At 68.7% G+C, this 25,716-nt stretch carries 21 protein-coding genes and 1 pseudogene; 17 read left to right on the plus strand and 5 right to left on the minus strand.

Annotated features, from left to right (window positions below):
• Positions 1-10: 10 nt before the first annotated feature.
• From ACUWEX_RS03535 to ccsB, 5 genes are read left to right on the plus strand one after another with little or no spacing between them, the layout of a single operon-like run.
• On the plus strand, positions 11-652 hold the full coding sequence (locus ACUWEX_RS03535; RefSeq protein ID WP_079726880.1) for a histidine phosphatase family protein: 642 nt from the start codon (positions 11-13) through the stop codon (positions 650-652).
• Complete coding sequence (locus tag ACUWEX_RS03540) at positions 649-1,323, plus strand: TlpA family protein disulfide reductase (protein ID WP_445997134.1); 675 nt, start codon at positions 649-651, stop codon at positions 1,321-1,323. The genes ACUWEX_RS03535 and ACUWEX_RS03540 overlap by 4 nt, the downstream gene beginning before the upstream one ends.
• 46 nt (positions 1,324-1,369) lie before the next feature.
• Positions 1,370-2,125 (plus strand): cytochrome c biogenesis CcdA family protein, encoded by a 756-nt coding sequence (locus tag ACUWEX_RS03545; protein WP_445997598.1) that lies wholly within the window; start codon positions 1,370-1,372, stop codon positions 2,123-2,125.
• Complete coding sequence (gene resB, locus ACUWEX_RS03550) at positions 2,109-3,794, plus strand: cytochrome c biogenesis protein ResB (protein WP_445997135.1); 1,686 nt, start codon at positions 2,109-2,111, stop codon at positions 3,792-3,794. The genes ACUWEX_RS03545 and resB overlap by 17 nt, the downstream gene beginning before the upstream one ends.
• 38 nt (positions 3,795-3,832) lie before the next feature.
• On the plus strand, positions 3,833-4,825 hold the full coding sequence (gene ccsB / locus ACUWEX_RS03555; RefSeq protein ID WP_445997599.1) for a c-type cytochrome biogenesis protein CcsB: 993 nt from the start codon (positions 3,833-3,835) through the stop codon (positions 4,823-4,825).
• Positions 4,826-4,842: 17 nt separating this feature from the next.
• On the opposite strand, the gene ACUWEX_RS03560 is transcribed toward ccsB, so the two are convergent.
• Entirely contained in the window at positions 4,843-5,841 is a 999-nt protein-coding gene (locus ACUWEX_RS03560; RefSeq protein ID WP_445997136.1) for an o-succinylbenzoate synthase, read from the minus strand.
• 33 nt (positions 5,842-5,874) lie between these two features.
• Between ACUWEX_RS03560 and ACUWEX_RS03565 the strand changes: the two genes are divergently transcribed.
• From ACUWEX_RS03565 to ACUWEX_RS03575, 3 genes are all read left to right on the plus strand, one after another.
• Entirely contained in the window at positions 5,875-6,780 is a 906-nt protein-coding gene (locus ACUWEX_RS03565) for a 1,4-dihydroxy-2-naphthoyl-CoA synthase (protein ID WP_079726886.1), read from the plus strand.
• A gap of 49 nt (positions 6,781-6,829) precedes the next feature.
• Complete coding sequence (locus ACUWEX_RS03570) at positions 6,830-8,083, plus strand: AMP-binding protein (protein ID WP_445997137.1); 1,254 nt, start codon at positions 6,830-6,832, stop codon at positions 8,081-8,083.
• 254 nt (positions 8,084-8,337) lie between these two features.
• Positions 8,338-9,300: a 1,4-dihydroxy-2-naphthoate polyprenyltransferase gene (locus ACUWEX_RS03575; RefSeq protein WP_407668749.1), complete on the plus strand. Its 963-nt coding sequence runs from the start codon at positions 8,338-8,340 to the stop codon at positions 9,298-9,300.
• A gap of 57 nt (positions 9,301-9,357) precedes the next feature.
• Here the strand turns inward: ACUWEX_RS03575 and ACUWEX_RS03580 are convergent, their stop codons facing one another.
• On the minus strand, positions 9,358-9,648 hold the full coding sequence (locus tag ACUWEX_RS03580) for a DUF4229 domain-containing protein (protein ID WP_159449482.1): 291 nt from the start codon (positions 9,646-9,648) through the stop codon (positions 9,358-9,360).
• A 76-nt stretch (positions 9,649-9,724) separates the two neighbouring features.
• Between ACUWEX_RS03580 and ACUWEX_RS03585 the strand changes: the two genes are divergently transcribed.
• Positions 9,725-10,315 (plus strand): PLDc N-terminal domain-containing protein, encoded by a 591-nt coding sequence (locus ACUWEX_RS03585; RefSeq protein WP_079726890.1) that lies wholly within the window; start codon positions 9,725-9,727, stop codon positions 10,313-10,315.
• Entirely contained in the window at positions 10,308-12,059 is a 1,752-nt protein-coding gene (gene menD / locus ACUWEX_RS03590) for a 2-succinyl-5-enolpyruvyl-6-hydroxy-3-cyclohexene-1-carboxylic-acid synthase (RefSeq protein ID WP_445997138.1), read from the plus strand. Before ACUWEX_RS03585 ends, menD begins: the two co-directional genes overlap by 8 nt.
• A 192-nt stretch (positions 12,060-12,251) precedes the next feature.
• Here menD and ACUWEX_RS03595 read toward each other — a convergent pair whose 3' ends face one another.
• Positions 12,252-13,517, minus strand: coding sequence for an ammonium transporter (locus ACUWEX_RS03595; RefSeq protein WP_445997139.1), 1,266 nt, complete (start codon positions 13,515-13,517; stop codon positions 12,252-12,254).
• Positions 13,518-13,642: 125 nt separating this feature from the next.
• Entirely contained in the window at positions 13,643-14,884 is a 1,242-nt protein-coding gene (locus ACUWEX_RS03600) for an isochorismate synthase (protein WP_079726893.1), read from the minus strand.
• Positions 14,885-14,926: 42 nt separating this feature from the next.
• Between ACUWEX_RS03600 and ACUWEX_RS03605 the strand changes: the two genes are divergently transcribed.
• The 4 genes and pseudogenes from ACUWEX_RS03605 to ACUWEX_RS03620 all read left to right on the plus strand — a co-directional run bounded on the left by ACUWEX_RS03605 (position 14,927) and on the right by ACUWEX_RS03620 (position 19,555).
• On the plus strand, positions 14,927-15,643 hold the full coding sequence (locus ACUWEX_RS03605; protein ID WP_079726894.1) for a demethylmenaquinone methyltransferase: 717 nt from the start codon (positions 14,927-14,929) through the stop codon (positions 15,641-15,643).
• A 61-nt stretch (positions 15,644-15,704) separates the two neighbouring features.
• Positions 15,705-16,784: a polyprenyl synthetase family protein gene (locus ACUWEX_RS03610; protein WP_079726895.1), complete on the plus strand. Its 1,080-nt coding sequence runs from the start codon at positions 15,705-15,707 to the stop codon at positions 16,782-16,784.
• Positions 16,785-16,816: 32 nt separating this feature from the next.
• Positions 16,817-18,172 (plus strand): annotated as a pseudogene (locus ACUWEX_RS03615) (FAD-dependent oxidoreductase); the annotation flags it as partial.
• Between the two features lie 396 nt (positions 18,173-18,568).
• Entirely contained in the window at positions 18,569-19,555 is a 987-nt protein-coding gene (locus ACUWEX_RS03620) for an alpha/beta hydrolase (protein ID WP_445997140.1), read from the plus strand.
• Here ACUWEX_RS03620 and ACUWEX_RS03625 read toward each other — a convergent pair.
• Positions 19,552-21,114, minus strand: coding sequence for a PucR family transcriptional regulator (locus ACUWEX_RS03625; RefSeq protein ID WP_445997141.1), 1,563 nt, complete (start codon positions 21,112-21,114; stop codon positions 19,552-19,554). The two genes, ACUWEX_RS03620 and ACUWEX_RS03625, sit on opposite strands and share 4 nt — an antisense overlap.
• A 154-nt stretch (positions 21,115-21,268) precedes the next feature.
• Here ACUWEX_RS03625 and gabT point away from each other — a divergent pair, with 154 nt between their 5' ends.
• The 3 genes from gabT (at position 21,269) to ACUWEX_RS03640 (ending at position 25,671) form a co-directional block, all read left to right on the plus strand.
• The gene (gabT, locus tag ACUWEX_RS03630) at positions 21,269-22,651 is read left to right on the plus strand and encodes a 4-aminobutyrate--2-oxoglutarate transaminase (RefSeq protein WP_079726898.1); all 1,383 of its coding nucleotides are present in this window, start codon (positions 21,269-21,271) and stop codon (positions 22,649-22,651) included.
• Entirely contained in the window at positions 22,648-24,144 is a 1,497-nt protein-coding gene (locus tag ACUWEX_RS03635; protein ID WP_445997142.1) for an NAD-dependent succinate-semialdehyde dehydrogenase, read from the plus strand. The genes gabT and ACUWEX_RS03635 overlap by 4 nt, the downstream gene beginning before the upstream one ends.
• Before the next feature lie 75 nt (positions 24,145-24,219).
• The gene (locus ACUWEX_RS03640) at positions 24,220-25,671 is read left to right on the plus strand and encodes a gamma-aminobutyraldehyde dehydrogenase (protein ID WP_445997143.1); all 1,452 of its coding nucleotides are present in this window, start codon (positions 24,220-24,222) and stop codon (positions 25,669-25,671) included.
• Positions 25,672-25,716 lie beyond the last annotated feature (45 nt).

The following is a 25,716-nucleotide window of genomic DNA, read 5'->3' on the forward strand; positions in this document are numbered from 1 at the left end:
GACTTGCCAGGTGGGAGCTAGCCAGATTCATCTCGTTCGACATGGTGAGGTGTACAACCCCTCGGGTGTGTTGTACGGCCGCATCCCCGGTTTCCGACTCTCCGAACGTGGTGAGCTGATGGCCCGGAGTGCTGCCGACGACATTGTCGCCCGCGAGCGTCCGATCGCCCGGGTGTACGCATCGCCCCTGCAGCGCGCCCAAGAGTCCGCTGCACCGATCGCCGAACTCACGGGTCTCGACATCCGCACCGAGGCGCGCATCATCGAGCCGACCAACCACTTCGAGGGCAAGGTCATGTCGCGCGCGCTGCGCAACCCGATCAACTGGCCCGTGCTGCGTGCGCCGTCGGTGCCGAGCTGGGGCGAGCCCTACCTCTCGATCGCCGACCGCATGGTGCGCGCGATGGAAGACGCCTGGAATGAGGTGGCGGATGGCGAGGGTGACGTCGTCATGGTCAGCCACCAGTTGCCTATCTGGACCACCCACCGTTTCATCGCGGGCGAGCAGTTGGCGCACGATCCGCGCCGTCGCCGCTGCGATCTGTCCAGCATCACCTCGTTCGAACGCGTGGGGGATTCGTTCATCGAGGTCGGTTATTCGAACCCCGCGGCCGGACTCGCCGCCGGGGCCATCGACGTAGGAGCAGTATGACCCGCGCACGTTCGACATCCCCATCCGTCTCGACCGCGATGGCGCCCGACGCGCGCACGGTCGGGCTGCGGCAGCGACCGCGCCGCCGGTTCGCCACCGTCGCGCTCGCGGTATCGATCACGGCCGCGCTCGGCCTCGCGGGCTGCTCGGCAGACCCGCTGGCCGCCCAATACAAAGAGGGCAGCGACAAGGGCTACATCGCGGGCGACGGCAGCGTCACCTCCATTCCCGCCGACGAGCGCGGCGAGAAGATCTCGTTCTCGGGCGTCGACGAGAGCGGCGAGACCATCGATTCGGCCGATCTCGCGGGCCAGGTCACGGTCGTCAACTTCTGGTACGCGGCGTGTGCGCCCTGCCGTGCCGAGGCGCCGGAGCTGCAAGAGCTGAACGAGAAGTACAGCGGCAAGGGCGCCACCTTCGTGGGCGTCAACGTCTACGACCAGGCCGAGACCGCCACGTCGTTCAACCAGACCTACGGGGTCACCTACCCGTCGATCCTCGACGTGGACTCGGGTTCGGTGAAGCTGGCCTTCACGGGTTCCGTGCCGCCGAAGGCCGTGCCCACGACGATCGTCCTCGACAAGGAGGGACGCGTGGCGAGCCGCATCCTGGGCCAGCTGCCCGCCGAGTCGATCCTCGACACCCTGGTGCGCGAAACGATCGCCGAATGACCGGGGCCACACCGTGAACCCGGGCGAGATCGTCGCGAACGGGCAGTTGGTCGCGGCCATCCCGATCGCTCTGCTCGCGGGCCTGATCTCGTTTGCTTCGCCGTGCGTGCTTCCGCTCGTGCCGGGGTATCTCGCTTATGTCGGCGGTATGTCGACGGCGGCCAAACCTGGTGCCGGCGCGCGGGCCTCTGGCAGCTCGGCGCGGCCAGCCCGCCTGCAGCCGGGCAAGCCACGACTCCTGCTCGGGGTGGCCGGTTTCATCGCCGGTTTCACGCTGGTCTTCGTGCTCACGGGCGCGTTCGTCGGCACGGTTGGCGCGTTCTTCGTGCAGTGGCAGGACCTGATCACGCGCATCCTCGGAGCCGTCGTCATCGTCATGGGCTTCGTGTTCGTCGGGCAGGTCTCGTTCATGCAGCGCACCATCAAGCCGTCCTTCCGCCCCGCGACGGGGCTCGCCGGTGCGCCCCTGCTCGGCATCGTGTTCGCGATCGGCTGGACGCCGTGCCTCGGGCCCGTCCTGACGGCTATCACGGGCCTCAGCCTCAACTCGGGTTCGACGGGCCGCGGCGCCCTGCTCGGCCTGTTCTACTGCGTCGGCCTCGGCATCCCGTTCGTCCTCGTGGCCCTCGGCCTCAGCTGGATGACCGGAACCATCGCCTTCCTGAAGCGCCACATCCGCGCCATCAACATCGCGGGCGGCGTCCTCCTCATGATCATCGGCATCCTGATGGTCTCCGGAATCTGGGGAAAACTCATGTCACAACTCGGGATGGTGATCCAAGGCTTTGTCACGCCCCTCTGATTACGTCGACTCCGGCAGCGCCAAGAGGCAGCCCGCCGACGACGACAACAACTCCATCGAGCAGCCCAAACTGGGGTTCGTCGGCTGGATCCGGTTCGCCTGGCGCCAGCTGACGAGCATGCGCACGGCGCTGTTCCTGCTGCTCATGCTGGCCATCGCGGCGGTGCCGGGTTCGCTCGTGCCGCAGCGCAGCTCCGACCCCAACGGCGTCACGCAGTACTTCCGCGACAACCCGTCGCTCGCGCCCGTGCTCGACAACCTGCAGTTCTTCGACGTCTACGGCTCGGCGTGGTTCTCCGCGATCTACCTGCTGCTGTTCATTTCGCTGATCGGTTGCGTGATCCCGCGCACCAAGCACCACTTCCAGGCCATGCGCGCGCGGCCTCCGCGCACGCCCGCCCGGCTCAACCGGTTGGACTCCTACACGGAGCAGACCGTCGAGGGTGCCGACGCGGCATCCGCCATCTCGTCGGCGCGCACGCTGCTGAAGAAGTCGGGCTACCGTGTCGAGATGTACGAGGGCGGCGGGTCGCTCTCGGTCTCGGCCGAACGCGGTTATCTGCGCGAAACCGGCAACCTGGTCTTCCATTCGGCGCTCGTCGGCATCCTGCTGGCCATCGGCGTGGGCGGTGGCTTCGGCTATGCCGGGCAGCGCGTGGTGGTCGAGGGGCAGACCTTCGTCAACACGCTGCTCGACTACAACTCGTTCAACCCGGGCCGCTTCTTCAACCCCGACACCCTGTCGCCCTATGCGCTGACGGTGGATGATTTCGCCGTTGAGTACGAGAAGCAGAACCTCGACGCCTACGGCCAGGCCATCGACTACACGGCCAAGGTCACGACACGTTCGCCCGGCCAGGAGCCCGAGAAGCAGACCATCAAGGTGAACGAGCCCCTGCGCTACGACAACACCGACGTCTACCTGCTCGGCAACGGCTACGCGCCGAAGATCACGGTGCGGGACCCCCAAGGCAAGGCCGTGTTCACCGACTCGGTGCCGTTCCTGCCGCAGGACGCGAACCTCACGTCGATCGGCGTGGTCAAGGTTCCGGATGGCCTGTCCGACCAGCTCGGCATGATCGGGTTCTTCTACCCGACCGCCGTAAAGAACGCATCCGGCGCCTACACGTCCACCTATCCCGACCTCGTCTATCCGCTGCTCACGCTCAACGTCTACAAGGGCGACCTCGGCATCAACGAGGGCGCGCCCAAGTCGGTCTACGAACTGGTGACCGATGGAATGACGCAGCTCACGGGTGGTAAAACGGATGTCGACTCGATCGAGTTGCAGCCGGGCCAGACCGCCGATCTGCCGAACGGCATGGGCACCGTCACGTTCGAGAACTCGTCGCCGCAGCAGGCGGCCGGCAACTTCGACAACACGGTGCCGCGCTTCGTCTCGCTCGATGTGCACCACGACCCGTCGCAGGGATTCGTGCTGCTGTTCGCCATTCTGGTGATGCTCGGCCTGCTGACCTCGCTGTTCGTGCCCCGCCGGCGCGTGTGGGTGAAGGCTGTCGAGAAGGAGGATGGCAGCGTCACGCTGCAGTACGCGGGACTCGCCCGCGGAGAAGACCCGGGCTTGCGACAAGCCGTCGATGCGATCGCCTATCGGCACGGAACCATCCTGGGCGTGCCGCGCGATCTGAGAGGTACTGTTAAGAAGTGAATCTCGACGAACTTTCGGTGCTGAGCCTGTGGTCGGCCATGGCCATCTACGCGCTCGCCTTCATTGCCTTCGCGCTCGACCTGGCAAAGCGGTCGGCCGAGGTGAGTGCTTATGCCGATGAGCAGGCCGCTCAGGCATCCGGTGCCGGTTCGCGTGTGGACGGGGCACAGGTCGCATCGGCCGGTTCCGCCGCGACCACGACCACCTCGCGGGTGTCCTCGACGGCCACCATCGAGCGTGTCGACGAAGATGCGAGCGACGTCACACCCAAGCGCTCGGCCACGCTGCGCATCGGCGTCGCGCTGACCATCATCGGCTTCCTGCTGCACGCCACGGCCGATGTGACGCGCGGTATCAGCGCCCAGCGCGTGCCGTGGGCCAACATGTACGAGTTCGCCATGACCGGCACGCTGCTCATCGTCATGGTGTTCCTCATGGTCATCGTCAAGGTCGACCTGCGATTCCTCGGAACGTTCGTCATGGGGCTGGTGCTCATTCTGTTGGGCGTCTCGGGCGTGAACTTCTATGTGGCCGTCGTGCCGCTGCCGCCCGCACTGCAGTCGGCGTGGCTCATCATCCACGTGTTCGTCGCCAGCCTCGGCACGGCATTCTTCGGCCTCGGCTTCGCGCTGAGCGCCATCCAGCTCTTCCAGCACCGGCGCGAGCTCGCCGGCAAGGACCTCAAGCTGCTGAAGCTCAAGTTCCTCGCCACGCTGCCTTCCTCCGAGCGCCTCGAGAACCTCGCCTACCGCGTGAACATCGTGGGCTTCATCTTCTGGACGTTCACGCTCATGGCCGGTTCCATCTGGGCCGAACGCGCGTGGGGCCGTTACTGGGGCTGGGACACCAAAGAGGTGTGGACCTTCATCATCTGGGTGATCTACGCGGGCTACATCCACGCCCGGGCGACGCGCGGATGGCGGGGCTCACGCAGTGCGTGGCTCGCGATCATCGGCTTCGCTGCCGTCATGTTCAACTTCACGATCGTGAACATCTTCTTCAAGGGTCTGCACGCGTACTCGGGTCTCTAAGCCGCTGTTGCGCGTGACTAGGCCTGCGCGTCGGCGTCGGCATCGACGAGCGCGAAACAGCGGGTGAGGCGGTTGCGCCACCACTCGGTGCGCTCGGCATCCGCCTCGACCTGAGCGGCTGCCGACACGTCCACGGCAACGCGGCGCGGTTCGAGCGCGCCCCCGACCGGCACGAGCGGGCTCGACGTGACGTCGTGCGAGAACAACGCGGCCGTTCCGAGCCCGCAGTCATAGTCGAGCTCGGGAAGGGCCGCTGCAAGGGCCGCGCCCATGCCGATGCCGACCGACGTGTCGAGGGCGCTCGAGACGACAGCGGGCAGGCCGGCCTGCGCCACGATGTCGAGCGCGCGCGCGACTCCACCGAGCGGCTGCACCTTGATGATGAGGATGTCTGCAGCTCCCGCCCGTGCCACGCGCAACGGGTCGTCGGCCTTGCGCACGCTCTCGTCGGCGGCGATCGGGATGCCGGCATATTTCACGCGGCGCCGGATGTCGGCGAGCTCCTCGATGCTCGCGCACGGTTGTTCCACGTATTCCAGGTCGAACGTCGACAGGGCGTGGATGGCGTGCTCCGCCTCGTCCACGTTCCACCCAGCGTTAGCGTCGATGCGGATGCGGCCCTCGGGCCCCATGACCTCGCGCACCGCCCGCACGCGCGCGATGTCGTCCTCGAGGGTCTGGCCCCGCTCGGCGACCTTGACCTTGGCCGTGCGGCACCCGTCATAACGGGCGAGGACGCTCGCGACATCCCGAGCCGCGACGGCCGGCACCGTTGCATTCACGGCGATCGACGTTCGACGAGACACGGGCACGTCACCCCAGCCGTATTCGAGGGCCGCTCGCAACCACGTGGCGCTCTCGGCATCGTCGTACTCGACGAAGGGCGAGAACTCGGTCCATCCGTTCGGCCCCTCGAACAGGGCGGCCTCGCGCACCGTCACCCCGCGAAACCGCGTCGTCAAGGGCAGAGCAACCACGCGCAGGGTGGCCAACACATCTTCGAGGTTGGGCGTCATGGGTCCATTCTGTCGCGTGTCTAGACTGGCTGCATGAGCGTTTCCGAGATCTTCGACGAGAGCCAGTGGACGACCGTCGACGGGTTCGACACCCTCACCGACATCACCTACCACCACAGCCTCGACGGCCGCATCGCCCGCGTGGCCTTCAACCGGCCCGAGGTGCGCAACGCGTTCCGGCCGCACACGGTCGACGAGCTCTACCGCACGCTCGAAGACGCGCGGCTGAACTCGCGCATCGGCGTCGTGCTGCTGACGGGCAACGGCCCCAGCGCGAAGGACGGCGGCTGGGCGTTCTGCTCGGGCGGCGACCAGCGCATCCGCGGGCGCGACGGCTACAAGTACTCCGACTCCGAGACGGCCGCGGGCGTCGATGCGGCGCGCGGCGGGCGGTTGCACATTCTCGAGGTGCAGCGCTTGATTCGCTTCATGCCCAAGGTCGTCATCGCGGTCGTTCCCGGCTGGGCGGCGGGCGGCGGGCACTCGTTGCACGTCGTATGCGACCTCACGATCGCCAGCCGCGAGCACGGCAAGTTCAAGCAGACCGATGCGGATGTCGGTTCGTTCGACGCCGGCTACGGAAGCGCCTACTTCGCGCGGCAGATCGGCCAGAAGTTCGCGCGCGAGATCTTCTTCCTCGCCGAGGAGTACTCGGCGGAACGCGCCTACCAGATGGGCGCGGTGAACGCCGTGGTGCCGCACGCCGAACTCGAGGCCGAAGCCATCCGCTGGGCCCGCACGATTCTCACGAAGTCGCCCACCGCCATCCGCATGCTCAAGTTCGCCTTCAACGCGGTCGACGACGGGATGGTGGGCCAGCAGGTTTTCGCGGGCGAGGCGACGCGCCTGGCCTACGGCACCGACGAAGCCGTTGAGGGGCGCGACGCTTTCCTCGAGAAGCGGGAGCCCGACTGGGGCCCGTACCCGTGGCAGTACTGACCCGTTTGCCGACGGTGACGGTAGCGGTAGCGGTAGCGGTGGCGGCGGCATGACCAGGCAGTTGCGGCGCGTGTCGGCCGCGGACCCGATGGCCGTCATGCAGGCTCTGCGGGGTGCGCTCGATCGGTCGGGGCCCGCCATCGTGCCCGTGGCTGCACAGCCAGCGGGCGAGGAATCGGCCCAGGCGCCCGACAGGGTTCCCCAATCGACCGCGCTCGTGATCGAGACGTCGGGTTCCACGGGCATCCCGAAGCGCGTCATGCTGTCGGCCGACGCCGTGCTCGCGAGTGTCGCCGCCTCCGAGACCGCGCTCGGCGGGCCCGGTCAGTGGTTGCTCGCGTTGCCGACGCATTATGTGGCCGGTGTGCAGGTGCTGGCGCGGTCCATCGCGGCCGGAACGACACCCGAGGTGCTGCCGCCCGGCCCGTTCGACGCCCGGGCCTTCGCTGTCGCCACTTCGCGTCTCGACGGTGACCTGCGCTTCACGTCCCTGGTGCCCGCCCAGCTGCTCACCCTGGTCGATGCGGCCGCCGATTCGCGCCGCGTGCGCCGAGCCCTGTCGAGCTACGACGCCATCCTCATCGGGGGTCAGCGCCTCGACGCGGCCCTCGCCGAGCGGGCCCACCGGCTGGGCGCCCACGTCGTGCGCACCTACGGGTCCAGTGAGACGGCGGGCGGCTGCGTCTATGACGGCGTTCCGCTGCCCGGGGCCCGCGCGCGCGTCGTCGACGGCCAGCTCGAGCTCTCGGGCCCGATGCTCGCCGACGGCTATCTCGGCGACCCCGAGCGCTCGGATGCGGCCTTCCACTCGGCTCCCGACGCGGACGGCATCGTGCACCGCTGGTACCGCACGGGCGACACCGGCACGGTCGAGGCCGGCCGGGTCTCGGTGACCGGGCGCATCGACAACGTGATCATCTCGGGCGGAACCAACGTGTCGCTCGACCGCGTCGAGGAGGCCGTTCGCGCGCTGGACGGTTTCGGCACGGCCATCGTCGTGGGCGTCGACGACCAGCGCTGGGGGCAGGTGCCCGTCGTGGCCGTCTTCGCGGATGGTGCACGGGGCTCGGCCGAGCGTGCCGGCTCCGACGCTGTGAGCACGGGGTCCGGTGCTGGCGCCAGTACGAAAGCCGGTGCGGATGCGAGAGCTGTGGTCCGCGCGCACGTGGCGGCCCTGATCGGGGTGGCGGCCCAACCTGCCGCGGTCGTGACGCTCGGCACGATGCCCACGTTGTCGTCGGGCAAACCCGACCGCCGCCGCATCCGCTCGCTCGTCGAGGACGCGCTCGACCGGGCTCGTTGAGCCCGCGACACGGCCCCTGACATGGCCCCACACGCCCCTCGGCACAGCCCGGCGCACCCCTGGCAGAGTCCCACGACCTCCTGGCGAAGCCCGGCGAACCCGCCGGCATGGCCCGGTGTCGTAAACTCGCTCCGGACCCGAAGGAGACGGTAGTGGCGCCCAAGCAGCAACGACCCAAGCAGCAACGCATCGACGCGACGAGGTCGGTCGACCCCCGCAACGTCAACGGCCGCAACGCGAACGCCGACAAGACGGTGCGCACGAAGACCAGCGGGCGCGGCAAGAGCGGCAACCCCGCGGCGCGACGCTATGACGCCGTGAAGAAGGCCACCCTCGCCGACTGGATCGACGGTTCGCGCGTGCGCACGCTGCCGCTGTCGATCTCGCCCGTCATCGTGGGAACCGGCGCCGCGATCGTGGCGAGCGAGCCGGGCGTCTACCACCCCGTGCGCGCGCTCCTGTGCCTGATCGTCTCGGTGGCCCTGCAGATCGGCGTGAACTTCGCCAACGACTACTCCGACGGCATCCGCGGCACCGACGACAACCGTGTCGGCCCGCAGCGTCTCGTCGGCAGCGGCAAGGCCTCGGCCAAGTCGGTGCTCACGGTTGCCCTCGTCTTCTTCGGCATCGCGGCCGTCGCGGGTCTCGTGCTCACGGTGGTGTCGGGCCTCTGGTGGCTGCTCATCGTCGGCGCCGCGGCCCTCGTCGCCGCCTGGTTCTACACGGGTGGCAAGCGCCCCTACGGCTATAACGCGCTCGGCGAGGTGTTCGTCTTCGTCTTCTTCGGGCTCGTCGCCACGCTTGGCACCACGTTCGTGCAGGTCTACCAGCTCAATCAGGAGGCGTGGTTCGGCGCCATTGCGGTCGGCTTCATGGCCACGGCCGCCCTCGTGGTCAACAACTTGCGCGACATCGAACAAGACCGGATGTCGGGCAAGCGCACGCTTTCGGTGCTCATCGGCGCCACGGCCACGCGGGTTCTCTACATCGTGCTGATGCTCGTGCCGTTCGTGATCGCGGGCGTTCTCGCGCTCTTCTACCCGGCCGCATGGTTCGCCATGTTCGTGCTGCTTGCAGCTCTGCCCGCGTGCATCATCACGGCGACCGCGCGCACGCCGCGCGAACTCATCCTCGTGCTGAAGCTCACCGGGGTGGCGCAGCTGTTCTACGCGATCGCGCTGTTCGTGGCCTTCTGGTTGTACAGCGGCGGCCAGTAACAGGTTCGCAGCAAGAACGCATCACAACGCCGGTCGCGGCGGGTTGTTGAGCTTGGCTCAGCGCTCGTTCGCGGCCGGTTTCGTGTCGATGTTGATCGCGTCTTCGGCGTCTTCGTCGTCGTGGGCGTGGGGCGACGTCTTGCCCTCGTGGCGGCGCGCATAGAGCTCGCGCGAGACCTGCTCGCGCTGCGGCCGCAGGAAGATGTACGACAGGCTCACGCCGATGAGCGCCGCGAGCAGCGTGGCGATGAGCGGGTTGATCTGCATCAGCAGCAGGGCCGTCAGGGGCACGGCGAACGTGAGAAGCCGAAAGACCGTATAGACGAGGACCGGGGAGATGCGTTTCACTCCACCAGTGTAAGTCGGGCCGCTGGGAGCCGCCGCCGTGGAGAAAAGGCTCAGACGCGCCGACTAACATGGGGGGATGGCACGCCTGCTGCTCGGACTCGTCGTCGTCGTCGTGGTCGCAACGATCTACGCGGTCATCGACTGCGCCATGCTCGCTCATGATCGAGTGCGAGGTCTGCCCAAACCCGCCTGGCTCGTCATCATCCTGGTGCTGCCCGTCGTGGGTGTCGTGCTGTGGTTCCTCATCGGTCGCGGCCGCCAAGCCCAGGCGCGCACGCGCCAGCTTCCGCCCGACGACAACCCCGAGTTCTTCGGCCGGTCCTCGTCCTCCGCGGCCGATCCCGATCAAGACGAGCGCATCCGCCGTCTCGAAGAAGAGCTCGCGGCACTCGATTCCGAAGGCCCCGCCGACGGAGCGCCGTCCGGCCCGACGACCACGCGTCCCGGCACGCCGACATCTGGCTCCGGCTCCGGTTCGGGAACGACGGGTCCGGCGACCACGGGTCCTGCGCGGGCGGGTTCGACGGGGCCATCCTCCTCTTCCGGCTCGTCATCGTCCGATGCCGACACCCCCGATTCCGGCGACGAGCCGACGGGCACCGACGACGGCACTGCCAAGCGCGGCAAGTCCGACGACGAGCCCGGCGCAGGCCGAGCGGATGTCTGAGTCCTCGCCCAGCACCCGCTTCGCCGTCCGCCTCCTGGGCGAATTCGTGCGCCTCGGTCTGCGCGACCTGGTGCTCTGCCCCGGATCGCGCTCACAGGCCCTGGCCCTCGCGGCCGACGAATACGAGCGCGCCGGCCTGCTGCACCTGCACGTGCGACTCGATGAACGCGTCGCGGGCTTCCTCGCGCTCGGCCTGGCCGCCGAATCCGGTGTGCCCGCCGCCGTCGTCGTGACGAGCGGCACCGCCGTCGCCAACCTGCACCCTGCCGTTCTTGAAGCGCACCACAGCGGCGTGCCCCTGCTGCTGCTCACGGCCGACCGGCCGACCGAGCTGCGCGGCATCCGCTCGAACCAGACCACGCACCAGCCGGGCATCTTCGGTCGCGCCGCTCGCTACACGACGGATGTTCCCGCACCCGGCCCGGCATCGGGGTTCCGCACCCAGCCCGGTGACGAATCCCTCGACCCGTCGTCGATCGCGAGCGAATCCTGGGCCCATGCCGTCGGAACGACGAAGGGCGTCGCGGGCCCGGGGCCCGTGCACCTGAACCTCGCGTTCCGCGAACCGTTGTCCTCCATCTCCGATGCCGACGACGAGCTCGAACTGGAGCGCGTGCGCGCCCACCTCGACGCCCCTTCAACCCCGAGCGTCGACGTCACTCTCGGTGACCGCCGCCGCCGTTCCACGCTGCTCGTCGAACGCGGGCCGCGCACCGTGGTCATCGCGGGCAACGCGGCCGGCCCGGCCGCCGAAGACGTCGCCCACGCGGGGGGCTGGCCCCTCATCGCCGAGGTCACGAGCGGTTCCCGTTTCGGCCGCAACCTGGTCGCCGGCTACCGCCCGCTGCTCGACGACCCCGAGCTCGGCGGCCGCATCGAACGCGCCATCGTCTTCGGGCATCCCACTCTCTCCCGTCAGGTGCCGGCGCTGCTGAAACGAGCGGATGTCGAGACCATCGTCGTCGCGCCGCACGGTGCCGAGGCCTACGACCCCGGCCGCAATGCTCGCGTGGTCGGGCAGGTGTCGGTGACATCGGGCCCCGTCGACCGGGCGTGGCTCGGAGCCTGGGTGGTCGCATCCCGAGCCGTTCTCGCGGCGCAGGACGACGATGTCGCGCCCGATCTCGAGGCCGGGCACTCGCACGACCCCGCCCAGAGGCTCGCCTTCGCACAGGCCGAGTTCGCCGCGATTCGTCGCCCACTCGACCGGCGCCTCCTCGTCGAAGCGGTGTGGCGCGCCACGTGGCCGCACGATCGACTCGTCTTCGGGGCATCCCGACTCATCCGCGAGGCCGACCAGGTGCTCGGCGGCAAGAAGGTGCGCGTGCACGCCAATCGCGGGCTCGCCGGCATCGACGGCACTACAGCCACGGCAACGGGCATCGCGCTCGCCAGCCAGGCCGACGGGTCGCCCGGCGTCACGCGCGTTCTCGTCGGCGACCTCACGTTCTTGCACGACATCGGCGCGCTTCTGCCGGGCTACGACGAGCGGATGCCGCGCCTGCAGGTCATCGTCGGCAACGACGGTGGCGGCACCATCTTCGACGGGCTCGAGGTGGCGGCCAGCGCTGCGCCCGAGGCCATGCAACGCGTCCTCTACACGCCGCAGCGGGTCGACATCCAGAAGCTCGCCGAGGGTTTCGGCTGGGGTTACGTGCGCGCCAAGACGCGAGCCGAACTCGACCAGGCGCTGACCGCGCCCGTGGAGCGACCCGTCGTCATCGAAGTTCCGCTCGACCGCTGACGGTCTGAGACGGCCGATGGTCGGCAATCGCTCGGGCGCCGAATCGATATCGGTGTCCCGCTCCCGAATCGATATCGGTGTCCCGCTCCCGAATCGACACCGGTGTCCCGCAGCCGCACGCCGACAAACGACAATCGCGGGCCCGGCCGAAGCCAGACCCGCGATTGGGGGTTTTCGTCGAGGGACGAAGGGTTAGCGTGCGTCGGTGAGCACGTATCCCTCTTCGCCGTGGACCGACGTGTCGATGCCCGCGATCTCGTCCTCGTTCTTCACCCGGAAGCCTATGGTCTTCTGGATGACGAAGCCGATGAGGTAGGCGAGGACGAAGGAGTAGATCATGACCGCGAAGGCCGCGATGGCCTGCACGAGCAGCTGGGCGCCGTTGCCGCCCATGAAGAGGCCGGTGTTGTTGGCGAAGAAGCCGAGGTACAGCGTTCCGATGAGACCACCGACGAGGTGGATGCCCACCACGTCGAGGGAGTCGTCGAAGCCGAGCTTGAACTTCAGCTCGACGGCCAGGGCGCAGACGGCACCGGCGACGAGACCGAGCACGATGGCCCAGACGGGGTGGAGCGAGGCGCAGGCCGGAGTGATCGCGACGAGACCCGCGACGGCACCGGAGGCGGCACCGACCGAGGTGGGCTTGCCGTCCTTGACCTTCTCGACGACCAACCAGGCGAGGAGAGCGGCCGACGGAGCGGCGATCGTGTTGACGAAGGCCAGGGCGGCGGTGCCGTCGGCGGCGAGTTCCGAACCGGCGTTGAAGCCGAACCATCCGAACCAGAGCAGACCGGCACCGAGGAGGACGAACGGCGGGTTGTGAGGAACGTTCGCGCCCTTCTGGAATCCGACGCGACGTCCGAGGACGAGGGCGAGGGCCAGAGCGGCGGCACCGGCGTTGATGTGAACCGCGGTTCCACCGGCGAAGTCGATGGCACCGACCCCGAAGACATCCTGCAGGCCGTGCGTGATCCAGCCGCCGTAGGCGAAGCTGCCGTCCTCGGCCAGGCCGAAGTTGAAGACCCAGCTGGCGACCGGGAAGTAGACGACGGTCGCCCAGACACCGGCGAACACCATCCAGCTGCCGAACTTGGCGCGGTCGGCGATGGCGCCCGAGACGAGGGCGACCGTGATGATGGCGAACGTCGCCTGGAAGGCCACGAAGGCGAGCGGCGGGTAGGCCGCACCCTCAGGCGTTTCGAGGAGGCTGTTCAGGCCGAGAGCCGATCCGTCGATGGACCAGGGGAACAGCGTTCCCTCGGCACCCGGGAAGGCGATGGCGTAACCGTAGAGAACCCACAGCACGCCGATGAGGCCCATCGAGCCGAAGCTCAGCATCATCATGCTGATGACGCTCTTCGCCTTGACGAGACCACCGTAGAAGAATGCCAACCCCGGCGTCATGAGAAGCACGAGGGCGGCGGCGATCAACAAGAACGCCGTATTACCTTGATCCATTGAGAAAACCCCATTCGCTCGCACGCGCTGCTTACCGCGTGGTCACATCCTGCTGGAGCTTTGTTTCCGCCCGTGGCCTGGGCGTGTTTCGCCCAGGTAAACAGATTTTCGGCTGACGAGGTCGTCTATCCGAAGGCTTCGACGATGGGGCGGAACTTCATCTTGGTCTCGGTGAGTTCTTTCATCGGGTCGCTCTCGGCCACGATTCCGCAGCCCGCGTACGCCGTGATGTCGCCCGTGGGACTGATCTGGGCGCAGCGCAGCGCGATGGCCCATTCCCCGTCGCCCGCCGCGTCGACCCAGCCGACCGGGCCCGCGTAACGGCCGCGGTCGAAGGGTTCGAGCTCGTCGATGAGGGCGAGGGCGGCGTCGGTGGGGAAGCCCGCGACGGCGGCGGTGGGGTGCAGGGCGGCGATGAGGTCGAGCGAGGTCGCACGATCGGTGAGGGGGCCCGCGACATCCGTGGCCAGGTGCCAGAGGTTCGGCAGCTTGAGGGCGAAGGGCAGCTCGCTCCACGTGAGGTGCGGCGAATGCGGGCGCAGGGCCGCCACCACGCTCTGCACCGCGAAGGCGTGCTCGTCATTGTCTTTCACGCTGGTGACGAGGGATGTCGCGGCCTCGGCATCGCTGTCCGCATCCCGCCCGCGCGACATGGTGCCGGCCAGCACACGCGCCGAGACCGTGCGGTTGGAGACGCCGACGAGCGTCTCGGGGCTCGAACCGATGAGGCCGTCGACCGAATAGGTCCAGCAATCGGGGTAGCCCATGGCCAGATCGACGAGCACGCGGCGGATGTCTGAGCCCTCGGGCAGGTGCCCGACGAGGTTGCGCGCCAGCACCACTTTGCCGACGTCTCCCCGCACGATGCGCTGGATGGCGGTCTCGACATCGGCGCGGAACGCCCCCGGATCTTCGTCGCCCGGCAACAGGGAGATGCGGTATTCGTCGCCGAACGCGCGCGGTTCGAGCCGGGGGAGCGGACGGTCGTCGCCCGCCACGGTGATCTTGGTGACCCAGAAGCGCCCATCGCGCTTGCCGAGAATGATGCGCGGCACGATGAGCACGCTCTTCTCGGCCGACGACGCCGAGAAGGCGAAGGCACCGAAGGCGACGAGACCGGTGCCGGGCAGCTCGACGGGGTTGGTCACCGTGGCCGCGTCGACCAGCTCGCGCCAGGCGGCCGCGGCGTCTTGCATGCGCGTGGGGCCCTCGAACTCGAGCCGCACCGCTTCACCGATGCCGACAAGCCCCTGCCCCTTGCGCATCCACAACAGCGGTCGCTCGGGATCGGTGAGGGGGATGATTTGTTTCAGGTCGGAGATCTCGATGGTCTCGACGCTCAGAACCCGGGTCTCGGTATCGGTCACACCCACAGCCTACGCCCCGGAAACCCGGCCTAGGATGGGGGGATGAACAAGGCAGACCTCTCGAAAAAGCCCGCGCAAGTCTCCGCGATGTTCGACGAGGTCGCTGCGAAATACGATCGCACCAACAACATCCTCTCGGCGGGCAATGCGCTGCTCTGGCGTGTGGCCACGGTCAACGCTCTCGAGCCGCACCCGGGCGACAAGGTGCTCGACCTCGCGGCCGGCACCGGCACATCCAGTGCCGCCATCGCTCGCGAGGGCGCGACGGTCGTCGCCGCCGACTTCTCGCCCGGCATGATCGCCGTGGGCCAGAAGAAGTACGGCCACCTCAACCGCGTCTCGTTCGTCGAGGCCGACGCCACCGAGCTGCCGTTCGCCGACGACGAGTTCGACTCGACCACCATCTCCTTCGGGTTGCGCAACGTGGTGCGCCCGCGCGCGGCCCTCGAAGAAATGCTGCGCGTCACGCGTCCCGGCGGCCGCATCGTCATCTGCGAGTTCTCGACGCCCGCCAACCCGGCCATGCGCACGGCCTACGACCTCTATCTCAACAAGGTCATGCCGGTGCTCACGAAGGTCGTCTCCTCCAACCCGGCGTCCTACGAATACCTGAACGACTCCATCCACGCCTGGCCCAACCAGCGCACGCTGGCGTCGTGGCTCCGCGAGGCGGGCTGGACCGATGTGCGCTACCGCAACCTCACGGGCGGCATCGTGGCACTGCACCGCGCGACCAAGCCTTTTCCTGCCGCCGAGTAACCCGCGGGTGCGGCCAACGACCGGCACCCACCATCCCACCCGCAATGGATAGGCTAGAGCTGTGAATCCGAGCGCCACCCGTCGAGGCAGCCGTCTGACCAGTCAGCTGGGCCTGACCGAACGCATTTTCGCGTCCCCGGGCACGAAACACCTGATCGCGTCGATCGATGACGGGCTCGACCGCATCGAAGAGGGGCTCATGCGCGAGCTCGGCTTCGCCGACAGCGTCGCCGATGCCACGACGCGCTACCTGCTCGAGGCGGGCGGCAAGCGCGTGCGCCCCATGCTCACGCTGCTCACGGCGCAGTTGGGCGACGGCGTCACCGACGAGGTCATCACGGCCGCCGAGGCCATCGAGATCACGCACATCGCCTCGCTCTACCACGACGACGTCATGGACGACGCCGACAAGCGCCGCGGGGTTCCGAGCGCGCACGCCGTCTTCGGCAACTCGGTCGCCATCCTCACGGGAGACCTGCTCTTCGCCCGCGCCAGCCAGCTCATGGCCTCGCTCGGCGAGCGCGCCATCCTGCTGCAGGCCGACACCTTCGAGCGCCTCGTGCTCGGTCAGCTGCACGAGACCGTCGGTGTGCAGCCGGGCGACGACCCCGAGGCCCACTACATCCAGGTGTTGGCCGACAAGACCGGTTCGCTCATCGCGACGGCCGCGCGTGCCGGTGTCTCGTTCTCGCACGCTCCCGAAGAATACGAGCCGGCCATGGTCGAATACGGCGAGAAGGTGGGCATCGCCTTCCAGCTCGTCGACGACGTCATCGACCTGTCGCCGCAGCCCGAAGAGACCGGCAAGGTGCCCGGCACCGATCTGCGCGCCGGCGTCGTCACGCTGCCGCTCATCTACCTGCGCCGCCAGGCCGAGACCGACCCGCAGGCCGCCGCGCTGCTCAGCAGGATCGAAGCGGATGTGACCGGCGTCGAAGCGGGCGACGGCGATGCCGAGGCCTCCGACGACTTCCACGCGGCCATCGCCGAGCTGCGCCAACACGACGTCACGAAGCGCACGCTCGCCGAAGCCCACCGCTGGGCCGACGAAGCAGTCGCCGCACTCGACGTGCTGCCGAAGGGCCCCGTGAAAGAGGCGCTCGTGCGCTTCGCGGGCACCATCGTCGACCGCAGCCACTAACGACTCCCCACCACACGAACTAAGGAAACAACATGACCAAGCTCAGGCTGGCCATCGTCGGTGCCGGACCGGCCGGAATCTACGCCGCCGACATCCTGCTCAAATCCGAACGCAAATTCGACGTCTCGATCGACCTGTTCGAGCAGCTGCCGGCGCCCTACGGGCTCGTGCGCTACGGCGTCGCCCCCGACCACCCGCGCATCAAGGGCATCATCACGGCCCTGCGCGACGTGCTCGACCGCGGCGACATCCGCATCTTCGGCAACGTGCACTTCGGCACCGACATCACGCTCGACGACCTGAAGAAGCACTACAACGCCGTCATCTTCTCGACGGGCGCCGTGCGCGACGCCGACCTCGACATCCCGGGCATCGACCTCGACGGTTCCTACGGCGCGGCCGACTTCGTCAGCTGGTTCGACGGACACCCCGACGTGCCCCGCACCTGGCCGCTCGAGGCCGAGAGCGTGGCCGTCATCGGCAACGGCAACGTGGCACTCGACGTGTCGCGCATCCTGGCGAAGCACGCCGAAGACCTGCTCAGCACCGAGATCCCCGCGAACGTCTACGAGGGGCTCAAGAAGTCTCCTGTCACCGATGTGCACGTCTTCGGGCGTCGCGGGCCCGCGCAGGTCAAGTTCACGCCGCTCGAATTGCGCGAGCTCGGTGAGCTGCGCGACGTCGACATGATCGTCTACGACGAGGACTTCGACTACGACGAGGCATCCAAGACCGCCGTCGCCAGCAATAAGCAGGTCATGGTGATCGACCGCGTGCTGCAGAAGTGGCGCGAACGCGAGACCGGCCAGGCATCCCGCCGCTTGCACCTGCACTTCTTCGCCAAACCGCTCGAGGTCGTCGGCGACGAGAACGGCAGGGTGCAGGCCTTCCGTTACGAGCGCACGCGGCCCGACGGCCAGGGCGGCGTCGAGGGCACGGGCGAGATCCGCGAGGTTCCGATCCAGGCGATCTACCGCGCCGTCGGCTACTTCGGTTCGCCCATCGACGGCGTTCCCTTCGACGACAAGCACGGGGTCATCCCGAATCACGAGGGCAAGGTGCTGTCGGGCGACGACAACGACCTGCTGCACGGCGTCTACGCCACCGGGTGGATCAAGCGCGGACCCGTCGGCCTCATTGGCCACACCAAGTCCGACGCCATGGAGACGGTCTCGCACGTGATCAACGACCAGGCCAGCTGGTGGAGCCCCGAGGACCCGTCCGAGGAGAGCATTCCCGCACTGCTGACCGAACGCGGCGTGCGCTTCACCGACCTCGACGGCTGGCACAACCTCGACCAGCACGAGATGGCGCTGGGCGAGCCCGAGGGTCGGGTGCGCGTGAAGGTCGTGGCCCGCGGCGAGATGGTCAACGTCTCGCGCGGCGAGGACGAGCCCCTGACCGACAGCGATATCAACGGTCCCGCGCCGAAGCACGCCTCCGCCACGCCGGCCGACGCGTCGCCGAAGGGCGACAACGGCAACGACCAGGGTCCGCGGCATGCGGCACCGCAGGCCGATGCGGGTGCCGGCGACTCGGCTTTCGAGGGTGGTTCCGAGCCCGCGAAGCCCACGGCCAGCCAGCCGGTGTCGCTCTCCGACCTCGACTGATCGGCAGACGAGACTGATCGGCACATGCGCCTGATCCGCAGCTAGACCAGATCCGCAGAAAAGCCTGATCCGCAACTCAGCCCCAGCGCCAGACATGCCCCCGCCCCTAAGGTGGGGGCATGTCTGTTTGTGTGCGGGGGAGCGACAACGCCGCGGATGGGGTGAGCTGACGTCATGGCCGGTGCAGCGTGGCGCCCCGACATCCTCGGGCCCGGTTTCGAGCAGCTGACGTTGCCGCTCGGGTCGGACAACGAGGGCGAGGTCGTGGCCACCCTCGTGCGATACACGCCCGGGCCCGACTTCGGCCTGCACGACCGGCCGGCCCGGCGCACCGACGTGCTCTATGTGCACGGATGGTCGGACTACTTCTTCCAGACCGAACTGGCGCGCTACTGGCACCGCATGGGCGCTGACTTCTATGCCGTCGACCTGCGCAAGTACGGCCGCAGCCTACGCGCCGGCCAAACCCCCGGTTTCGTCGACAACCTCACGACCTACGACGAAGACCTCGAAGCCGCGCTCTCGGTCATCGGACACGGCCAGGCCGACCATCCGTCGCGGTCGCTCATTCTGATGGGGCATTCGACGGGCGGGCTCACGCTGAGCCTCTGGGCCGACCGGCATCCGGGGCGCGCTGCGGCGGTCGTGTTGAACTCGCCCTGGCTCGAGTTTCAGGCGCGCGGTTTCGGCCGGGAGGTGTTCACGCCGCTCATCGGCATCGGCGCGCGCGTCGACCCGCTGCGTGTGCTGCCCAATGTGGACCTCGGCTATTACACCCGCAGCGTGTTGAAGTCGAAGGGCGGCGATTGGGACTACAACCTCGAGTGGCGGCCGGAGCGCGGCTTTCCCGTGCGGCCGGCGTGGCTGAACGCCGTGCTCGCCGGGCACGCGCGCGTGGCCATGGGGTTGTCGATCGACGCGGCGGTCTTCACGATGGTGTCGGCGCGGTCCACCATCGCACCCGTGTGGTCGGAGGCGATGCGCTCGAGCGACATCGTGTTGAACGTGGACGATATCGCCATGCGCGCCATCAAGCTGTCGCCCACCGTCACCATTGCACGCCTCGAGGGGGCGCTGCACGACATCCTGCTGTCGCGGGCGGATGTGCGGCGCGACGCCTATGCGCGGCTGACACGATTCGTGCGGGGCCTCGCGCTCTAGGACGCCTCGGCGGAGGTGAGCGCCAGCCAGAGTTCGGCGCGAGCGGCGAACGAGTCGAGCGACGTCGATGTGAGCTGCTCGACCTGGCGGATGCGCGCCTTGAGCGTGTGGCGATGCATCCCGAGTTCTGCCGCGGCCTTCTCCCACTGCCCGTTGCACTCGAGCCAGACGCGGGATGCCTCGACCAAGCCGGTCTGGAACCGGGCATCGTGCTCGCGCACCGGGCCGATGAGCGCCTCGGCGACGGCGCGCAGGCGGTCGGCGTCGAGGGCCGAACGCATGCCGTTCTGAACGAGGTCGTCGAAGCGCACGAGCTGGCCGGCCCCCGCGCGGGCGCAGGCGAGCTGCGCGTGCTCGGCGGCCTCGGCCAGTGCGGGGAGGGCGACGGGGTTCGACAGGCCGACGGCGGCCGCGCGTGAGCGTGCACGTTCGGCGAGGGCCGCGATGCGGGTGGGCGAACCACAGAGGATGACGCCGTCGGTGGTGCGGGACGCGAAGACCAGACCGTCGGTGCTCGCCGAGGTGGTGTCACGCAGCAACACCTCGGTCTCGGAGGCGGCCTGGCGCAGGCGCGCGACGACGAGGGGTTCGTCGGGGAATGGGTTGCCCGTGTCGCGGGCGAGACGGGCCGCGGTTTCGGGGGATCCGCGCAAAGCCTCGTCCAGGAGTGCGGCTCTGAGGGCGATGCCGTCCCGGGCGCGGCTGCGGTCGTGTTCGAGCGCGAGGCCGAGGAGGGCCACGACGCCGGTGATGACGGATTGGGCGGCGCGGTCGAGGGAGGCGCTCGTGGGGGAGGTGACGGCGAGGACTCCGAGGAGCTCACCCGCGCGGCCGATGGTCTGCAGGGTGGCGTGTTCGCCGGCTGCCGCGCCCAGCTCACCGAGGGAGAGGGAGGAGCTGGCGCGCTGACCGCGGTCGAGTAGCCGGGCGGCCTCTGCGCCGACGGCGTCTCTCGCGCCGGCGGCCGGCTCTGGGGCCGCGGCAGTCGGAGCTGCGGCCGGGGCTGCCTGCGACTCGCGCACCGAGGCGTCCGCGCCGATCAGGAGAACCGGATGCCCGAGCTGGCGGTGCAGCTCGCTCAACACTGCCTCGATCGGGTGGGGACGCAGGGCCGCGAGCGACAGCGCCCGCTGCGCCTGCCGTGCCCAATCGTCGCGCTCGTGGGCATCGCGATCGAGCAGATCGGCCACCGCGCGCACCACCGCGATGAACGGCGTGCGATAGGGCACCTCGAAGAGCGGGAGGGCCGAGGCGCGGCAGGCGGCGACGAGCTCCGCGGGGGTTCCGGCCCGGATGACCTCGGTGCCGAAACCGACGCCGCGCACACCTCGGCGTGCGAGGCGTTGCACGTAGTCCGAGTAGTCGGGCCCCGCGGCATCCGCGAATTGGGTGCCCGTCGTGAGCACGACCTGCCCCTCGGCGAGGAACGGCGTGGGGTCGAGCAGATCGGAACCGTGCACCCAGTCGATGCCGCGGTCGAGGGCGCCCGGCGCGCCCGCCTCAACGAGGGTGAGGTGCAGGTCGGGGGCGTCGAGCACGTTGCGCAGGGCCGGTCGCATGCTGCCACCCTAGCCGCGAGGTGCCACTGTGTCGAAAAGCGAGCGGATGTTTCGACAGAACGGCAGTCGAGGCATCCGCGCGGTGTCCCTAACATGGCGTGAACGGCAGCATCGCCGACAGCCGCGTTCTGAACGCCCTGCGAAGGAGGATCTTATGACCCTGACCGCCCCCGCCATCGGTGGAGAAACCCTCGCGCAGGAACGACGCATCGTCACGAGCATCCCCGGCCCGCGCTCGATCGAGCTCATGGAGCGCAAGAAACAGGCCGTGCCGACGGCCGTCGGAACCACCATGCCCGTCTTCGCGCAGGCGGCCGGCGGCGGAGTGGTCGTCGATGTCGACGGAAACTCGTTCATCGACCTCGGTTCGGGTATCGCCGTAACGGGTGTCGGCAACTCGGCTCGCCGCGTGGTCGAGGCCGTGCAGGCGCAGGTGGCCGCCTTCACCCACACCTGCTTCATGATCACTCCCTACGACAGCTACGTCGAGGTGGCCGAGGCGCTCAACCGCCTGACCCCCGGCGACCACGAGAAGCGCACGGCCCTCTTCAACTCGGGCGCCGAGGCCGTCGAGAACGCCATCAAGGTGGCCCGCAGTCACACCAAGAAGCAGGCCGTTGTCGCCTTCGACCACGCCTACCACGGCCGCACCAACCTGACCATGGCGCTCACCGCCAAATCGATGCCCTACAAGAGCGGTTTCGGTCCCTTCGCCTCGGAGATCTACCGGGCGCCGCTCTCCTACCCCTTCCGCGACGGCGGCCTGAGTGGTGCGGATGCTGCGGCCCGCGCCATCCAGCTCATCGAGAAGCAGATCGGTGCCGACAACCTGGCGGCCATCATCATCGAACCCATCCAGGGCGAGGGCGGTTTCATCGTGCCCGCCGACGGATTCCTGCCCGCGCTCGTCGAATGGGCCCGCGCCAACGACGTCGTCTTCATCGCCGACGAGGTGCAGACCGGTTTCGCGCGCACGGGCGCCATGTTCGCGAGCGAGCACGAGGGCATCGTGCCCGACCTGGTCGTCACGGCCAAGGGCATCGCGGGCGGTCTACCCCTGTCGGCCGTCACGGGCCGCGCCGAGATCATGGAATCGACCCATGCGGGCGGCCTCGGCGGAACCTACGGCGGCAACCCGCTCGCCTGCGCCGCCGCACTCGCGGCCATCGAAACCTATGAGGAAGACAACCTCGTCGAGCGCGCCGCGTCCATCGGCGAGCTCATCACCGGCCGGTTCCGCGAGCGTCAGGCGCACGACGCCCGCATCGGGGATGTCCGGGGCCGCGGTGCCATGATCGCCGTCGAGTTCGTGAAACCCGGCACCACCGAGCCGGATACGGCGCTCACCCAGGCCGTCGCGAAGGCCGCCCACGCCGAGGGCGTCATCGTGCTGACGTGTGGAACGTTCGGCAACGTCATCCGCTTCTTGCCCCCGCTCACGATCGATGACACGCTTCTGAACGAGGGCATCGACGTCGTCCTAGCGGCGCTCGACGCCCAGGCATCGACCGAGAACACGCAGGAGGCCCGCGCATGACCGCCGCCCAGAACGCATCATCCACCCCGCGCCCCGTCGACGAGGCGACGCTGCTCGCCTCCCTGCCCTCCGGTCTCTTCGTCGGCGGCGAATGGCGAGACGCGTCAGGCGGCGCCACGTTCGACGTCGCCGACCCCGCGACCGGTCGCACCATCGCCACGATCGCGGATGCCTCACCCGACGACGGCATCACGGCCCTCGACGCCGCGGTGGACGCCGCCGCCGAATGGGCCGCAACGGCACCGCGCGTGCGCGCCGAGATTCTGCGCCGCGCCTTCGACCTGCTGCAGGAACGCAAGCTCGAGATCGCCACGCTCATGACGCTCGAGATGGGCAAACCGTTCGCCGAATCGCTCGGCGAGGTGGCCTACGGCGGCGAATTCCTGCGCTGGTTCTCGGAGGAGGCCGTGCGCATCACGGGGCGTTACGGCGTCAACCCCGAGGGCACCGGCCGCACGATCGTGTCGCAGCATCCGGTCGGCCCCTGCTACCTCATCACGCCGTGGAACTTCCCGCTCGCCATGGCGACCCGCAAGATCGCGCCCGCGCTCGCCGCCGGTTGCACCGTGGTCGTCAAACCGGCCGAGCTCACGCCGCTCACCACGCTGTTCTTCGCGCAGCTGCTGACGGATGCCGGCCTGCCCGCCGGTGTGCTCAACGTGGTCACCACCACGCACTCGGGCGCCGTCTCGGAGCCCATCATCAGCGACCCCCGCCTGCGCAAGCTGAGCTTCACGGGATCGACGGCCGTGGGCAAGAAGCTCATCGCGCAGGCCGCCGAGAACGTGCTGCGCACCTCGATGGAGCTGGGCGGCAACGCACCCTTCGTCATCTTCGACGACGCCGACCTCGACAAGGCCGTGGACGGCGCCATGCTCGCCAAGTTCCGCAACATCGGCCAGGCCTGCACCGCGGCCAACCGCTTCATCGTGCAACGCGGCATCGCCGACGAGTTCGCACGCCGCGTCACCGAACGCGTCGAGCAGCTGCGCGTCGGCCGCGGCACCGACGAGGGCGTCACCATCGGACCCCTCATCAACGAGTCCGCGGTCGAGAAGGCCCGCACGCTCACCGACGACGCCGTCACGCGCGGCGCCCAGGTGCTCACGGGCGGTTCGGCCATCGACGGCGACGGCACCTTCTTCGCCCCGACGGTCATCACCGAGGTGCCGACGGGAAGCGACATCCTGCGCGAAGAGATCTTCGGCCCCGTGCTCGCCATCATCCCGTTCGACGACGAAGAGGATGCCGTGCGCCTCGCGAACGACACCGAATACGGCCTGGTCGCCTACGTCTTCACCGAGAACCTCGCGCGCGGACAGCGCATGATCGAGCGGCTCGACACGGGCATGATGGGACTCAACGTGGGCGTTGTCTCGAACGCCTCGGCACCGTTCGGCGGCGTCAAGCAGTCGGGCATCGGCCGAGAGGGCGGGCTCGAGGGCATCCACGAATACCTGAGCACCAAGTACACGATGACGCCGAACCCGTAACGGCGCACCGCATACACGCACCGCGCACACACGCACCGAGCACACCGAGCACCACGACCGCACGGAAGGAACCCGATGGCCGACACGACCACCACCCGGGACATGCTGCAGAACTACATCGGCGGCCGCTTCGTCGACCCCACCGGTGGAAAGATCATCGACGTCGTCAACCCCGCGACCGAGGAGGTCGTGGCGCGCTACCCCGTCTCGACCGCCGCCGATGTGGATGCCGCGTTCCAGACCGCCCACGCCGCCTTCCGCACGTGGCGTCGCACGACGCCCGGGGAGCGCCAGAGCGCGCTGCTCGCGCTCGCCGACGCCATCGAGCAGAACGCCGACGAGATCGTCGAGGCGCAGTTCCGCAATACGGGTCAGCCGCGCGAGGCCATCAAGGTCGAAGAGGTCATCACGGGCGCCGACCACCTGCGCTTCTTCGCGGGGGCCGGACGCACCCTCGAGGGCAAGTCCGCGGGCGAATACCTGGCCGGCCACACGTCGTTCGTGCGCCGCGAACCCCTCGGCGTCGTGGCCCAGGTCACGCCCTGGAACTACCCGTTCATGATGCTCATCTGGAAGATCGCGCCCGCGCTCGCCGCCGGCAACACGGTCGTGCTGAAGCCGTCCGACACGACGCCCGAATCGACGCTCGTGCTCGCCCGCCTGAGCCACGGCATCCTGCCCGACGGCGTGCTCAACTTCGTGCTCGGAGATGCCTCGACCGGTCAGGCCATGACCGAGCACCCCACGCCCCAGCTCGTCGCCATCACGGGTTCGGTGCGCGCCGGTATGGCCGTGGCCGCCTCGGCCGCCCCACAGCTGCACCGCGTGCACCTCGAACTCGGCGGCAAGGCGCCCGCGGTGGTCTTCGGTGACGTGGATGTCGCAGCCACCGCCGATGCGATCGCCGGTGCCGCGTACTTCAACGCCGGCCAAGACTGCACGGCCGTGACGCGCGTGCTCGTGCACGAGAGCATCCACGATGCCTTCGTCGAAGCCCTCGTTGCCGCCGCCGAAGCGAGCAAGACGGGGGATGCCGAAGACCCCGACGCCCTCTACGGCCCGCTCAACAACAAGACGCACTTCGACAAGGTCACGAGCGTGATCGACGGACTGCCCGCGCACGCGACCATCGCCACGGGCGGTAAGCGCGTGGGCGACCGCGGCTACTTCTTCGCGCCGACCGTGATCACGGGCGTGAATCAGCACGACGAGTGCGTGCAGGAGGAGACCTTCGGGCCCGTGCTCACGGTGCAGCCGTTCGCCGACGAGGCCGAGGCCGTCGAGAAGGCCAACGACGTGCGCTACGCGCTCGCCTCGAGCGTCTGGACGAAGGACCACGGCACCGCGATGCGGGTGTCGCGCGACCTCGACTTCGGCGCCGTATGGATCAACACGCACATCCTGCTGACGCCCGAGATGCCGCACGGCGGCTTCAAGATGTCGGGCTATGGCAAGGACCTGTCGTCCTACGGACTCGAGGATTACACGCGGATCAAGCACGTCATGTCGGCCATCGACGACGTGTGAGGCATCCGCTCGATCGCTTTCTCCGCCCCTGAACACCCACCCGAA

The organism is Okibacterium fritillariae (assembly GCF_052783725.1).